12 protein-coding genes are annotated in these 14888 nt (G+C 61.0%); 5 read left to right on the forward strand and 7 right to left on the reverse strand.

The genetic code is table 11. From position 1 onward, the window contains the following. The first annotated feature begins 287 nt into the window (after nt 1-287). A complete protein-coding gene (locus ACIOVD_RS03995) occupies nt 288-1709 on the forward strand; it encodes an amino acid permease (RefSeq protein WP_401126264.1) in 1422 nt (473 codons plus the stop codon). Between the two features lie 68 nt (nt 1710-1777). On the opposite strand, the gene ACIOVD_RS04000 is transcribed toward ACIOVD_RS03995, so the two are convergent. Genes ACIOVD_RS04000 through ACIOVD_RS04010 form a run of 3 tightly spaced genes read right to left on the reverse strand, consistent with a single transcriptional unit; the run spans nt 1778 to nt 4572 of the window. Further along, nucleotides 1778-2077: a putative quinol monooxygenase gene (locus tag ACIOVD_RS04000; RefSeq protein WP_159997757.1), complete on the reverse strand. Its 300-nt coding sequence runs from the start codon at nt 2075-2077 to the stop codon at nt 1778-1780. 25 nt (nt 2078-2102) lie between these two features. Next, nucleotides 2103-3719 (reverse strand): FMN-binding glutamate synthase family protein, encoded by a 1617-nt coding sequence (locus tag ACIOVD_RS04005; protein ID WP_159997755.1) that lies wholly within the window; start codon nt 3717-3719, stop codon nt 2103-2105. A 43-nt stretch (nt 3720-3762) separates the two neighbouring features. Then, a complete protein-coding gene (locus ACIOVD_RS04010) occupies nt 3763-4572 on the reverse strand; it encodes a helix-turn-helix transcriptional regulator (protein ID WP_095165978.1) in 810 nt (269 codons plus the stop codon). Between the two features lie 141 nt (nt 4573-4713). Between ACIOVD_RS04010 and ACIOVD_RS04015 the strand changes: the two genes are divergently transcribed. Then, nucleotides 4714-5148 (forward strand): NUDIX domain-containing protein, encoded by a 435-nt coding sequence (locus ACIOVD_RS04015; RefSeq protein WP_401126267.1) that lies wholly within the window; start codon nt 4714-4716, stop codon nt 5146-5148. A 24-nt stretch (nt 5149-5172) separates the two neighbouring features. Continuing rightward, nucleotides 5173-5811, forward strand: coding sequence for a LysE family translocator (locus ACIOVD_RS04020; protein ID WP_320332943.1), 639 nt, complete (start codon nt 5173-5175; stop codon nt 5809-5811). An 89-nt stretch (nt 5812-5900) separates the two neighbouring features. Here ACIOVD_RS04020 and metR read toward each other — a convergent pair whose 3' ends face one another. After that, nucleotides 5901-6818 carry a transcriptional regulator MetR gene (metR, locus tag ACIOVD_RS04025; protein ID WP_095165972.1) on the reverse strand — a complete coding sequence of 306 codons (918 nt, stop codon included), beginning with the start codon at nt 6816-6818 and terminating at the stop codon, nt 5901-5903. 108 nt (nt 6819-6926) lie between these two features. Between metR and metE the strand changes: the two genes are divergently transcribed. Continuing rightward, nucleotides 6927-9239 (forward strand): 5-methyltetrahydropteroyltriglutamate--homocysteine S-methyltransferase, encoded by a 2313-nt coding sequence (gene metE / locus ACIOVD_RS04030; RefSeq protein ID WP_401126270.1) that lies wholly within the window; start codon nt 6927-6929, stop codon nt 9237-9239. 298 nt (nt 9240-9537) lie between these two features. Continuing rightward, the gene (locus tag ACIOVD_RS04035) at nt 9538-10572 is read left to right on the forward strand and encodes an alpha/beta fold hydrolase (RefSeq protein WP_401126271.1); all 1035 of its coding nucleotides are present in this window, start codon (nt 9538-9540) and stop codon (nt 10570-10572) included. Between the two features lie 30 nt (nt 10573-10602). Here the strand turns inward: ACIOVD_RS04035 and ACIOVD_RS04040 are convergent, their stop codons facing one another. The 3 genes from ACIOVD_RS04040 to ACIOVD_RS04050 are packed head-to-tail and all read right to left on the reverse strand — an operon-like array spanning nt 10603 to nt 14880. Next, on the reverse strand, nt 10603-11994 hold the full coding sequence (locus ACIOVD_RS04040) for a sigma-54 dependent transcriptional regulator (protein ID WP_095165966.1): 1392 nt from the start codon (nt 11992-11994) through the stop codon (nt 10603-10605). Next, nucleotides 11984-13756, reverse strand: a complete 1773-nt coding sequence (locus ACIOVD_RS04045) for an ATP-binding protein (RefSeq protein WP_401126274.1) — start codon at nt 13754-13756, stop codon at nt 11984-11986. Before ACIOVD_RS04045 ends, ACIOVD_RS04040 begins: the two co-directional genes overlap by 11 nt. Continuing rightward, on the reverse strand, nt 13753-14880 hold the full coding sequence (locus ACIOVD_RS04050) for a GNAT family N-acetyltransferase (protein ID WP_401126275.1): 1128 nt from the start codon (nt 14878-14880) through the stop codon (nt 13753-13755). Before ACIOVD_RS04050 ends, ACIOVD_RS04045 begins: the two co-directional genes overlap by 4 nt. Nucleotides 14881-14888: the final 8 nt, after the last annotated feature.

Here is a 14888-nt window from a genome sequence, read left to right on the forward strand (position 1 = left end):
TGTGCAATACTCCGCGCCGCTTCGCAGCTCAGTAAATGTGCGAAATGCAGGTGATACACCTCTGCAGATGGGGCTTTTGTCGAGAGTTCCTTCTGAATTTTGTCGTTTATAGAGTGAAAGTAACTGCGATAAGCTTTTTATACTGCGCGTCCCGCTGATCCTGCAGGTTTTGTCCTACAGGACGGATTCACCCACGAAGTGGATCCGGTTTCAGGAAGTGTCGGCCTATCGGTCGGTGCTTCGACACTCGGTGGTCATATCCAATAACAAGACGAGGTTGTACCCCTATGCCAGTCGGCAATCACCAGCACCACGGCGAGACCGCTCAAGGCGGCCCGCTCAAACGCGAACTCGGCGAACGGCATATTCGCTTGATGGCGCTCGGCGCCTGTATCGGTGTCGGTCTGTTCCTGGGTTCAGCCAAGGCCATCGAAATGGCCGGCCCGGCAATCATGCTGTCCTACATCATCGGCGGTCTGGCGATCCTGGTGATCATGCGCGCCCTCGGTGAGATGGCCGTGCACAACCCGGTGGCGGGCTCGTTCAGCCGCTACGCGCAAGACTACCTGGGCCCGTTGGCAGGTTTTCTCACCGGCTGGAACTACTGGTTCCTGTGGCTGGTGACCTGCGTTGCGGAAATTACCGCGGTGGCGGTGTACATGGGCGTCTGGTTCCCGGACGTGCCACGCTGGATCTGGGCGCTGGCCGCACTGATCAGCATGGGCTCGATCAACCTGATCGCGGTCAAGGCATTCGGTGAGTTCGAGTTCTGGTTCGCCCTGATCAAGATCGTCACCATCATCGCGATGGTAGTCGGCGGCATCGGTGTGATTGCCTTCGGCTTTGGCAACGATGGCGTGGCCCTGGGTATTTCCAACCTGTGGACCCATGGCGGCTTCATGCCCAACGGCGTGCAGGGCGTGCTGATGTCCCTGCAGATGGTGATGTTCGCCTACCTGGGCGTTGAGATGATCGGCCTGACCGCCGGTGAAGCGAAGAACCCGCAGAAGACCATCCCCAATGCCATTGGCTCGGTGTTCTGGCGCATTCTGCTGTTCTACGTGGGTGCCTTGTTCGTGATCCTGTCGATCTACCCATGGAACGAAATCGGTACCCAGGGTAGCCCGTTCGTGATGACCTTCGAGCGTCTGGGCATCAAGACCGCCGCCGGCATCATCAACTTCGTGGTGATCACCGCAGCGCTGTCGTCCTGCAACGGCGGCATCTTCAGCACTGGGCGCATGCTCTACAGCCTGGCGCAGAACGGCCAGGCACCTGCCGGTTTCGCCACCACCTCGAGCAACGGCGTACCGCGTCGGGCCTTGCTGCTGTCGATCTTCGTGCTGTTGCTGGGCGTGTTGCTGAACTACATGGTTCCGGAAAAAGTCTTCGTCTGGGTGACCGCGATCGCCACCTTCGGCGCCATCTGGACCTGGGTGATGATCCTGCTGGCGCAACTCAAGTTCCGTCGCGGCCTGAGCGTTTCCGAGCGTGCGGCCCTGAAGTACCGCATGTGGCTGTACCCGATCAGCTCCTACTTGGCGCTGGCGTTCCTGGTGCTGGTGGTCGGCCTGATGGCCTACTTCCCGGAAACCCGCATCGCCCTGTATGTCGGCCCGGCGTTCCTGGTGCTGCTGACCGTGCTGTTCTATGCGTTCAAGCTGCAACCGACCAATGCCACACAAGGTGCGGTCAGCCAGGTGTCTTGATGGCCTGATGCGCTGTACCAAAAAGCCCCGGTTAATTGACCGGGGCTTTTTATTTGTGCGCTGTTTGTTTATCCCGACTTCGGCAAGAACGCGTCCATCAGCAATACCTCGCACTCCCGGGCCTGGTACTGGTTGATCTGCGGCACCAACCGGCGGAAGTGCTCGGATTGGCAATGGGCGTCCAGCGCAGCCTGGTTCGGCCATTGTTCGACGAAGACAAAATGTCCCGGATCGTGCTGGTCGACGAACAGGTCGTAGGCAATGCAGTCGGGTTCCAGGCGGGTTTTCTCCACCAGTTCGGCGTACCACGGGCGCACGGTGTCGATGTGTTCGGGCTGGATGAAGTCCTGGGCAATCACTTTGAGCATGGGTTCTTCCTTGGGGTGCGCGGTATCAGGCCGCCACGTCATTGGCTTCGAAGCTGTCGGCCCGGGCCATTTGCCACATCCGCGAATAGAACTCGCCGCTGACTTCACCGGTCAGCAGTTCACCGGGTTTGAGGAATACATGCAGTTGGGAGAACAGCTTGATCTCGGTGGCTGACATGCGCCGCACCAGGTGTTTGGCTGACAACTGCGAGGGGTGTTCGAGTCCGGCGGCGGCGAGCATTTCCGCCAGGGCCTTGAGGGTGCTGCGGTGGAAGTTGAACACCCGCTGGGCCTTGTCCGGGACCACCAGGGCGCGTTGACGCAAGGTGTCCTGGGTGGCGACGCCGGTCGGGCATTTATTGGTGTGGCACGACTGCGACTGGATACAGCCGATGGCGAACATGAAGCCGCGGGCCGAGTTGGCCCAGTCGGCACCGATGGCCAGTACGCTGGCGATATCGAACGCGCTGACGATCTTGCCGCTGGCGCCCAGCTTGATCTTGTCCCGCAGGTTCAGGCCCACCAGGGTGTTGTGTACGAACAGCAGGCCCTCGCGCATCGGCACACCAATGTGGTCGGTGAACTCCACGGGCGCGGCACCGGTGCCGCCTTCCTTGCCATCGACCACGATGAAGTCCGGGAGGATTCCGGTTTCCAGCATGGCCTTGGCGATGCCCATGAATTCCCAGGGGTGACCCAGGCAGAACTTGAAGCCCACCGGTTTGCCGCCGGACAACTCACGCAATTGCTGGATGAAGTGCATCATTTCAATCGGCGTGGAAAACGCACTGTGGCGCGACGGCGAGACGCAGTCTTCGCCCATGGGTACGCCGCGGGTGTCGGCGATTTCCCGGGTCACCTTGTGCTTGGGCAGGATCCCGCCGTGGCCCGGCTTGGCGCCCTGGCTCATCTTGATTTCGATCATCCGCACTTGCGGGTTCTGGGCCTGGGTGGCGAAGCGTTCCGGGTCGAAGCGGCCATCGGTCGTGCGGCAGCCGAAGTAACCGCTGCCCAGTTCCCAGGTCAGGTCGCCGCCGTGTTCACGGTGATAGGGGCTGATGCTGCCCTCGCCGGTGTCGTGGGCGAAGTTGCCGAGTTTCGCGCCCTGGTTCAACGCCCGGATGGCGTTGGCGCTGAGGGAGCCAAAGCTCATGGCCGAGATGTTGAACACCGAGGCCGAGTACGGCTGGCTGCACTGCGGGCCGCCGACGATCACCCGAAAGCTGCTGGGATCGGTCACCGGGGCCGGGCGCATCGAGTGGCCGATGAATTCGAACCCTGACTGGTAGACATCGATCAGGGTGCCGAAGGGTTTGTCGGCACTTTCATTCTTGGCGCGCGAATAGACCAGTGAGCGTTGGGCCCGGGAAAAGGGCAGGGCGTCGCTGTCGGATTCCAGCAGGTACTGGCGGATTTCCGGGCGGATGCCTTCCACCAGGTAGCGGATATTGCCCAGGATCGGGTAGTTGCGGCGCACCGCATGGGGGCTTTGCAGCAGGTCGAAGATGCCCAGCAGGCTCAGCAGGCCGGTGATGATGGTCAGTGGCCAGACCCACTCATGGTGCAGAAACGGTAGGCTGGCGAGGGTAAAGATCACACAGGCGGCAAAGAAGGCGTAGCGGCTCAGGAGTGACAGGCTCATACGGGTTCCTTGGGTTCGGACTCATCAAATTCGGCACGATTTTCTACAGGTCGGGATTTCCTTGTGCCTGCAAAAATATCGAAAACAGCTCGGACTGGGATTTGATCCCCAGCTTGCTGTAAATGTGTTTCTTATGGACTTTCACGGTTTCGGCAGAGATTTCCAGCTTACGGGCGATTTCCTTGCTGGAGCAACCGCTGAGCATCCAGCGCCCGACATCCAGTTCGCGGGCAGTCAGTTGCGCGCCCTTGATCTGTTGCAATGAAGCTTCCAGGCGGCTGCGCCAGTCAGTGTGCTGGGCCGGCGGCTCAGGTGCGGCGGGTACCTCGTTTTCATAGGGCAGGCGTTGGCGCAGCAGGCTCAGGACCCACGGTTGGATCAGCGACAGCAGGGCGATCTGTTCGCTGCTGAACCGTTGCTGGCTGCCCAGCGACAGGCACAGGGTGCGCTCGCCCTCGAGCTGGCAATTGAACTGGATTTCATCGGCCACCACGTTCAGGCGAAAGTAGCGCTGGTAGTACTCGGTCAGCTCGAAGTGCTCGGGCGCTACCTCGGACAGACGATAGAGCCCAGTGCGCGCCTGCTCGCGGCTGGCGATGTAGAACGGGTCCAGCAGGAACAGACCCATCAGGTAATCCTGGAACAATGGGTCGGGGCTACCGTCTGCACTCGGGCATTCGCCGAACACCAGAGGCCGCTGGTCCCCGTCGAAGAGCACCACCACCCAACTGTCGAAGCTCAGGTACTGGTCCAGCAGGCGCACCAGTTGGGTCCAGAAGTTGGGTTTGTCGAGGGCATCGATCAACTGCCCGATGGAGCGGTGCCAGGCGATATCCTGCAGCGAGTGATTCATTCAGCGTTCCCGGTCGGCTCACGGCCTGAAGTTGCCGAACATACTGGCCCAGACAGGCGGCAGGGGCAATCCATGGAGGGTGACGCAGCCCCGGCGGCCGTGGGATCCTTGGTTTCTTTGAACCAAGGCCGCTGATTGTCCATGACCGATTCCGTTTGTGTTGAGCCCCGTATTATCCGCATTGCTGCCGCGCTGTTGATCGGTCCCGACGGCCGCACCCTGCTGGTCCGCAAGCGTGGCACCACTGCGTTCATGCAGCCGGGCGGCAAGATCGAAGCCCACGAACAACCGGTGCAGGCCCTGGCCCGCGAGCTGGAAGAAGAGTTGGGGTTGCGCATCGATACTGCCCAGGCCCGTTACCTGGGCCCGTTCTGCGCACCGGCGGCGAATGAGCCAGGGTTTGTGGTCGAGGCCGAAATCTTCCTGCTGCAGATCTACCAAACCGTGTGCCCGGCCGCCGAGATCGAGGAGGTGGTGTGGGTCGATCCGCTGTTTGAACCGGATGTGCTGCTGGCGCCATTGACACGGGACCTGATCCTGCCGTTTTATCGTCGTTCACTGAAGGCTCCGGCCTGACCGATCACTGACAAGGACTGCCTGATGATTACTGCCCACGACCTGCTGATTTTTGCCGCGGCGTCCCTGCTCCTGGTACTGACCCCGGGGCCGAACATGATCTACCTGATTTCCCGCTCGATCTGCCAGGGGCGTAAGGCCGGGGTGATTTCGCTGGTGGGCGTGGTGGCGGGTTTTTTTGTGCACCTGTTCGCGGCGGCGGCTGGCTTGACGGCGGTGTTCCTGGCGGTGCCGATGGCCTATGAGGCGCTGAAGTGGGCAGGGGCCTTGTACTTGTTGTGGATGGCCTGGCAGGCGGTCAAGCCCGGCGCTCGCTCGCCGTTCGAGGCGCAGCAACTGGCGCCGGACTCTTCGCGCAAACTGATGCTGATGGGCTTTCTCACCAGCGCGCTGAACCCGAAGATCGCGGTGTTCTATCTGTCGGTGTTTCCGCAGTTCATCAACCCTGAGCACGGCTCGATCTTCTTCCAGAGTATCGCCCTGGGCCTGACCCAGATCACCGTCAGCTTTACCGTCAATCTGCTGATCGCCCTGTTCGCCGCAGGCATCGCCAGCTGGTTCGTCAACAACCCGAGTTGGCTGGCGGTGCAGCGCTATTTCATGGGCTTCGTCCTGGCGGCCCTGGCCGTACGCCTGCTGTCTGAACCCAAGCGGATGGTTTAGGGGCAGCTATAAGCTGCGAGCTGCGAGCTACGAGCTTGAAGCTCGAAGCTCGCAGCTCGAAGCTCGAAGCTTGCAGCTTGCAGCTGCCCTCACCTAACGACGCTGACCCCATCCAGGGTGGAGAACGAGGTGTCCTTGGCCGTCAGCAGGAAGTCACGCATGTACGGCGCATCCAGCATGTCGGCGCGGATGCCGGCGTACAGCGTGGCGAACAGGCCTTTCTCCCCCAGCCGCTTGGCCTTCACATAACCCCGTGAGCTGTACTCATGCAAGGCCCAGTGGGGCATGCCGCAGACGCCGCGACCGCTGGCGACCAATTGCATCATCATCACCGTCAGCTCCGAGGTCCGCACCTGGGCTGGCTCGATGTCGGCCGGCTCGAGGAAGCGGGTGAAGATGTCCAGCCGATCCCGTTCCACCGGGTAGGTGATCAGGGTTTCGCTGAGCAGGTCCTCGGGCACGATGTAGGGCTTGCTCGCCAGGCGATGCTGATTGGCTACGGCAAGCATCGCTTCATAGGTAAACAGCGGCACGTAGGTGATCCCGGCCAGCTCCAGCGGGTCGGAGGTCACCACCAGGTCGAGGTCGCCACGGGCCAGGGCCGGCAGCGGAGCGAAGGAAAAACCCGAGGCCAGGTCCAGTTCGACTTCCGGCCAGGCATCGCGGAACTGGTCGATGGTCGGCATCAACCATTGAAAGCAGCTGTGGCATTCGATCGCCATGTGCAGGCGTCCGGCCGTGCCGCCGGCCAGCCGGGCGATGTCGCGCTCGGCTCCGCGCAACAGCGGCAGGGTGGCGTCGGCCAGTTGCAGCAGGCGCAGGCCGGCACTGGTGAAACGCACCGGCTTGGTCTTGCGCACGAACAACGGCATGCCCATGCGCTCTTCCAGTTCCTTGAACTGGTGGGACAGGGCCGACTGGGTCAGGTGCAGGCGTTCGGCGGCGTCGACCAGGCTGTCGGCTTCACGCAGGGCGTGCAGGGTCTTCAGGTGACGGATTTCGAGCACCGTGGCCTCCATGAATAAATTTTGTGATGAACACGAAAAGGTTGAGTTTGTCTCATGATGGCCTGGCTGTCGACAATAGGCCCATTATTTATTCAGGAGTTAAACGCCATGGCCTTGGCCCACACCCTCGGTTTTCCCCGCATCGGCGCTGATCGCGAATTGAAAAAAGCCCTCGAAGCCTATTGGAAGGGCGACCTTGATCAAGCGGCCCTGCAAGCGGTCGGCCGCGATCTGCGCGCCAGGCATTGGCAGTTGCAGAAGGAGGCCGGGATCGACCTGCTGCCGGTGGGCGACTTTGCCTGGTACGACCAGGTCCTGAGCCATTCGCTGACCTTCGGGGTGATCCCCCAACGCTTCGACAGCACCCGTGATAACCAGGGCCAACCGACCCTCGACAGCCTGTTCGCCATGGCCCGTGGTGCCACCGCGACCTGCTGCGGCGGTGAGCATGCCCAGGCGCAATATGCCCAGGAATTGACCAAGTGGTTCGACACCAACTACCACTATCTGGTCCCGGAGTTCAGCGTCGACCAGCAGTTCAAGCTGAGCTGGGAACAACTGTTCGATGAAGTCGACGAAGCTCGCGCCCTCGGTCACAACGTCAAGCCGGTGATCATCGGTCCGCTGACCTACCTGTGGCTGGGCAAGGCCAAAGGCAACGACTTCGACAAGCTCGACCTGCTGGAACGCCTGCTGCCGGTGTACAACGAAATTCTCGGCCGCCTCGCTGCCCAGGGCGTGGAGTGGGTGCAAATCGATGAGCCGATCCTGACTCTCGACCTGCCACAGGCATGGAAAAGCGCTTTCGAACGGGCCTATCACATCCTCCAGTACTCGCCGCTGAAAAAGCTGGTGGCGACCTACTTCAGCGGCCTGCAAGACAACCTCGGGCTGGCAGTCGGCCTGCCGGTCCAGGGCCTGCACATCGACGCGGTGCGTGCGCCCGACCAACTGCTGCACGTGCTCGATCGGCTGCCGACCTACAAGATTCTCTCGGTGGGCCTGGTCAACGGTCGCAACGTCTGGCGTTGTGAACTGGAGCCGGTCCTGGCGCAACTGCAAGTAGCCCAGGAGCGCTTTGGCGACAACCTGTGGGTCAGCAGTTCATGTTCGTTGCTGCACAGCCCGGTGGACCTGGAACGCGAGGACCAGCTCGACCCTGAACTGAAAAGCTGGCTGGCTTTTGCCGTGCAGAAGTGTGGCGAGATTGCCGTGCTGCGTGACGCCCTGAACGATCCGCAGTCGCCCAAGGTGCAAGCCGCACTGGCGCAAAGTCGCGCGATCCAGGCCAGTCGCGTCCAGTCGCCACGGATTCACAAGGCCCAGGTGCAGGCCCGTGTCGACGCCATCCGCGACAGTGACAGCCAGCGCCAGTCGGGGTTTGCCCTGCGCATCGAGCAGCAACGCGCACGCTTGCAGTTGCCGGTCTTCCCGACCACCACCATCGGCTCGTTCCCCCAGACCGGGGCGATCCGCCTGGCCCGTCAGGCGTTCAAGCAGGGCAAGTTGTCGGCCAACGACTACACCGATGCCATGCACAGTGAAATTCGCCATGCCGTGCAGATCCAGGAACGCCTGGGGCTGGATGTGCTGGTGCACGGTGAGGCTGAGCGCAACGACATGGTCGAGTATTTCGCCGAGCAGTTGGACGGCTATCTGTTCAGCCGTTTTGGCTGGGTGCAGAGCTACGGTTCGCGCTGTGTGAAACCGGCGATCATCTACGGCGACCTCAGTCGTCCGAAAGCCATGACCGTGGACTGGATCACCTACGCCCAGAGCCTGACCGACAAGGTCATGAAAGGCATGCTCACCGGTCCCGTGACCATGCTGATGTGGTCCTTCCCCAGGGAAGATGTGTCACGCAAAGTCCAGGCGCAGCAGTTGGCGCTGGCCCTGCGCGATGAAGTGCTGGACCTCGAACGGGCCGGGATCAAGATTATCCAGATCGATGAAGCGGCGTTCCGCGAAGGCCTGCCCTTGCGCCAGGCGCAGTGGCAGGAGTACCTGGATTGGGCAGTGCAGGCGTTTCGCTTGAGTGCGTCTGGAGTGCGCGATGAAACCCAGATCCACACCCACATGTGCTACAGCGAGTTCAACGATGTGATCAAGTCGATTGCGGCGATGGACGCCGACGTGATCACCATCGAAACCTCGCGTTCGGACATGCAGTTGCTGGAAGCCTTCAAGGCCTTCGACTATCCGAACGATATCGGCCCGGGCGTGTACGACATCCACTCGCCGCGAGTGCCCGACACCCAGGAGATGGTCAAGTTGCTGAGCAAGGCGGTGCAGCGCATCCCGGCCGAGCGCCTGTGGGTCAACCCGGACTGCGGCCTCAAGACCCGGGCCTGGCCGGAGACTGAAGCCGCGTTGGTCAACATGGTGGCGGCGGCGCGGCAGCTGCGCAGTCAACTGGCCTGACACCGGATAGCAGAGCACATGTCGGCGCTCAACTGGGTGGCGTGTTGTTCGCAGGTTCGCCATGCAGTGGCGACGATGGGCTCTGCGCCCTTAATTCGAGACACTTCGAGCATGAAGTGGAGGACTCCAATGGGTGAGAGCTCAGGCCATTAGAGGTCAGGGGTAGACGGTACATAGTCATCGCGTCGAAATGACCGTCCGGCGCCCTTCATCAAACTGTCACGCAACTGTGGCAGCGCGCTTGAACAAACTTCATCAGACTCGCGCTCTACTGGGGTTCTGCGTTTCGGTATTTTTCATGCGTACAAGATTTTTATCGACGGCGGCCTTTCTGGCCACGTTGCTGTTTAGCCTTGCGTCTTTTGCGGTGTCTCGCTGTGACGTCAATGTGCCGACCGAACGGGTCGATCTGGCCCAGGTGAGCCTGGCGTACCAGAGCATCGGTCGCGCGTCCGACCCAGCGTTGCTGCTGGTGATGGGCCTGGGCGGGCAACTGATCCACTGGCCGGACGAGGTGGTGCAGGCGCTCTGTGAGCAGGGTTTCCGGGTGATTCGCTACGACAATCGGGATGTCGGCCTGTCGACCTGGCGCCAGCCACCCGCCGACGCCAACCTGGCTTTCGAAGCGTTGCGCTACAAGCTGGGCTTGCCGGTATCGGCACCGTACACCCTCACCGACATGGCGCAGGACGGCCTTGGCCTGATGGATGCCCTGCAGGTGGAGCAATTCCATGTCCTGGGCGCGAGCATGGGCGGGATGATTGCCCAGCATATGGCGGCGATGGCGCCGCAGCGGGTGGAAAGCCTGACGCTGATCATGAGCAGTTCCGGGGCCGAAGGGTTGCCGGCACCGAACGCGGCGCTGGTGCAATTGCTCTCGCGGCGCAGTGCACCGAACCGTGAAGTCGCCCTGGAGCAGCAGGCTGATCTGCTGGCCGCGCTCGGCAGTCCGAACATCACCGATGATCGCCAAGCGTTGTTGCAACAGGCGGCGCAATCCTATGACCGGGCGTTCAACCCCGAAGGCGTGAAGCGCCAGATTATGGCCATCCTCGCCGAGCAGAGCCGGGTCGCGCTGCTCAATAAGTTGCGGGTTCCCACCCTGGTAGTGCATGGCACGGCCGACCCGTTGCTGCCGGTCATGCATGGCATTCACCTGGCGGCCCATATCCAGGGCAGCCGACTGAAGCTGATCCCGGGGCTGGCGCATCGTTTCCAGGAGGCTTTCAAGGCGCCGTTGCTCGCTGCAGTGTTGCCTTATCTGCAGCAACACCGGGAAGACATCTCGCACTGGGCGCAGATTGAGCCTGTGGCAGAACACAACCTTCTTTAATACCGTTCTCCCCGCGAGGCGGGGCACGCTTCAACGCACGATCTTGTGCACATGAATCCCCAGTTTCTTCAGTCGGTACCAAAAGCTGCGCTCGGAGATGCCGATCAACTGCGCCGCTGCGGCCTGGACACCGTTGCTCTGAGCAAGGGCTGCGAGAATGCAGGTTTTTTCGACTTCCGCCAGTGTGGCTTCCAGGTCCGACGGTACACCCATTGCATCACTGGGAATGGCACTGCAGGGGGCCGCTGATGAAGCAAACAGGTACGCCGGCAGATCATTGTCGTCAATGACCGCTCCTGACGCGACGATGGTCGCGCGTTCCACGCAGTTCTGCAGTTCGCGAATGTTGCCAGGCCACGCGTAATTGGCCATGGCCTGCAATGCCACCGGACTGAAACCGCTGATGCGTTTGCCGGCTGTAGCGCCCAGGACATGGGCGAAGTGCCGGGCCAGTGGAGCGATATCTTCTACCCGTTCGCGCAGGGCCGGGAGGGGAATCGGGAACACGTTGAGACGGTAGTAGAGGTCTTCGCGAAACTCTTTTTTGGCCACCGCCTCCAACAGGTTTTTGTTGGTTGCCGCAATCACGCGCACATCTGTCTTGCGCTCGCGGGTATCGCCCACCGGCTCAAACACACGCTCCTGCAGCGCCCGCAGGATCTTCGCTTGCAAGGTCAACGGCATGTCGCCAATTTCATCGAGGAACAGCGTGCCCTTGTCCGCTTGCATGAAGCGCCCGACGCGATCAGCTACGGCTCCGGTAAAGGCGCCTTTGCGATGGCCGAACATTTCACTTTCCAGCAATCCTTCGGGGATGGCTGCACAGTTCACCGTGACGAAGGGCTTGTCGGCTCGATTGCCATGTTTGTGGATAGCCCGGGCGACCATTTCCTTGCCGGTGCCGCTTTCGCCGGTCAGCAGAATTGTCGCATTGCTTTCACGCACCGAATCGATCGCCTGCAACACCCGCCGGAAATTCGGGCTGTCGCCGATCAGGCTGCCGATTTGCCGGTGTTCATCCAGTTCGGCGCGCATGCGCTGGTTGTCTTTGAGGATGTCGCGAAATTGCAGGGCCTTGCTGATGGTGATGTCCAGTTCATCAATGTCGAACGGCTTGGCGATATAGTCGAACGCTCCGTTGCGCATCGACTGCACGGCGTTTTTCACAGTGCTGTAGGCCGTCATGACGATCACTGGCAAGTGCGGGAAACGGCTTTTTATTGTCGCCAGTAACTGCGCACCGTCCATGCCGGGCATGCGCCAGTCGCTGATAACCAGGTCAATGTCTTCTTCCCCCAGGACTTTCAGGGCATGCAAGCCATTGCCTGCAGTGAACACCGTGATCGCGTTTTGACTCAACGCCGACGCCAGCAGGTCGCAGAGCTTGGGCTCGTCGTCGACCACCAGCACGTTATGTGTCATCGCAACGCTCGTCGAGCTTTTCACCTTTGACCGGAATGTAGAGGCTGAATGTCGCGCCGGCATTTTTTCCACTGGTGCACTCGATACGTCCTTCATGACTTTCCATGATCGAGTACACCTTCGCCAGGCCCAGGCCAGTGCCCGAGGCCTTGGTGGTGACGAACGGTGTGAAAATGCGTTCGAGCATGTCCGGTTCGATCCCCGCGCCGGTGTCGCTGATGCTGATCACCGTGTAGGGCGAATCGCTGCTGATCGCAAGGGTCAGGTGTCCACCATTGGGCATGGCATCGATGGCGTTGACGATCAGGTTTAGTCCGGCCTGCTTGAATTGCCGCGGGTCGGCGTGAACGGTGGCCCCGGGGGCTTGATCGTCAATGTGCACGTCGATGTGGTGACTGGCCAACTCCGGCGCGCAAAAGCCCAGCAACTCATCTACCAGCGACCGCGCTGCTTGTGTCGAACGCATTGGCGCGCTGGGCTTGGCGAATTCGAGAAAGTCGCTGATCAGGTCGTTGATCCGACTGACTTCGTTGATGACGTATTTCAGGTGGCGCTTGTCGGACTCCGGGAGATCGGCGCGCCGATGCAGCAGTTGCGTCGCGGTTTTGATGATACCCAGCGGGTTGCGGATTTCATGGGCCAGGCCCATCGCAACCTCGCCCAACGCATGTAAACGGTCGCGGCGGCGCAGTTGCGCTTCCAGATGCTGCAACTGGCCGAGGCGCTCGCTCATGTGGTTGAAGGTGCTGCTCAATTCCGCCAGTTCGTCACCGCCGGTGACTGGCAAGCGCTGACGATAATCCCCGGTACTCACGGCTTGTACGCCCTTGGACAACCATCGCAGTGGGGTGGTCAGTCGTTGCGAAACCAACCAGCCGACCGCCAATGAGGCCGCCGAGCTGAGCAGGAAAATCAGGATAAAAAGGTTACTTTGGCTCACCTGTCCGACTAGGCTGCTACGGCGCAGCAACCCGCTGAAGACCACGCCTTGCAGCTCGCCGTTTTCGTTGAGAATTGGCTGGTAGATACCGCTGTAGTGGCTGGTAAATTGCTCGATGGGCTGTTTGCTCAGGCGCATGGACTGTTCGATTTTTGCCGGCATCTTCATGGGGTGATCTTCGAAGTGCTGCGTCGAGAAGATTTCCGAGAAGTCATCTGCCTTGGCCAGGTACAGCCGCAGATCCAGGGAATGCACGTCGGCCACGCTGGTGAGAAAGCTCTTGTCCAGGTAAGTGGCGGTCACCAGTGTGTACTCGACGCCGTCCTGTTCGGTCTCGAAGGTCGAAACTACGGCACCGGTTGTTACGCCAGCAACTTGCAGGGTTTGCAGTATCGCTTTGGGGGCGGTGCTGATCTGGCGGACGATGTCGTTGGCGACGGTGCTGAACACCACTTTGTGATCGCTATCGCGTACCACTGCCACTACGTCGATGCCCATTGAGTCGGCGATGTCAGTGGTCAGGTTGTCGTGTTGGCTCGACAACCGGTCCGTGGGGGGGCGCGTATAGCGCAGGAACAACTGTGCAGCCCTGGCGTTGTTCCGCAGAATTGCGCTGATTTCGTCCTCGACGATCGCGGTCGATTCCTGCAGCCAGATCCGCACGTTGCTGTCGAAAATCTGCGACAGGGTGATGGCCGCGAGTTTGGCGGCGACCATCGTCGGAATCACGCTGACCAGCCAGAAAGCCAGCACCAGTTTGCGTTGTAGGCTCCAGCTGGAAAGGGCGAAAGCTCGGGCGTTGGGGCGTGGGACTTTGGTCATCGGGTTTCGCTTATCGCAGCAGCCATGGCAGGGTCGGATCGGTCTGGACGGATGAACATTTTCACTCCGCGCAACAAGCCGTTGAGCCAGCGGTTGCGGTGGCGGAAAAACACCGTGTTACCGGTAAACGAGCAACCCAGGCGCAGCTTACCGGCATATCCGGCCTGGCCGCATGCATAGATCGTAAGACCATGTTCAATGCAGTAGTCGACGTTGGCCAGCCAACTACGCATGTACAGATTGTGTTCGCGGGTGCGGCTAAGGTCGTGGGCGAAAAACTTGTCCACCAGTCGCTGGTCGTCCAGCAATACCAGGTTGAACGCGACCAGTTCTTCGTTGAGCCAATAGAGTACGCAGGCGGCTCGTTCATCGAGTTGTTCCAGCACCTGGCGGAAGTAGGTCGGTGGCAAGCGTTCGAACGTCAGGTCACTGCGGTTCAGTGTGGCTTCGTAGAGCTGCATCATGACGGGCAGAAAATCCTCCACTTCCCTTCGCCACTCGATACTTGGCCCCTGGGCGCGCAAGGTGCGGCGCAGGTCCTTGCGGGTGGATTTGCCGAGGGTGCCCAGGTAAGCGTCGAGGCTGGCGAAAGTGATGGGCAGTTCGGCGCCGGGCAAGCCGGGCATGCTTTGCAGGCCAGCGTCGTGGCAGGCCTGCAACCACTGCGGGTCACGGTGAGACGCGTCCTTCACTGCCAATAGACCAATGCCTGCCTTGTCCGCATCGTTACGGGCCAGGATCAACAACTGTCCAAGCAAGGTGGGGCGCCGGGAGGCGGCGATATGCCCAGCCGTGCCGGCATGGCAGCGCTCGGTCACCGGTGAGCCCAGGGCGTAGAGCGGGATGTCGAGCAGTCCCGGACACCAGCGGCGCACCCGCTCGCTGATGCGCTTGCCTAGGCCTTGAACCGTGGTGTCCAGTGAATAATCCGTGGTGAATGCCACGGCTGCCGCGATCAATACCTGTTGCTCGTACAGCGCCAGATAGCGCCATTGAAAGTCGGCAATACCTGCCCGTTCAACAGCCCGGTAGTAATCCCAATCTTCCAGCTCGGCAGGGAAACAATCGTTCCAGGCATCGCGATCGATGGCCTCGATGGTCGAAAAGGCAAGGGCAGTGATCACGGGGTTTC

The sequence above is a fragment of the Pseudomonas sp. NPDC087626 genome (assembly GCF_044743405.1).
Taxonomy (GTDB): domain Bacteria; phylum Pseudomonadota; class Gammaproteobacteria; order Pseudomonadales; family Pseudomonadaceae; genus Aquipseudomonas.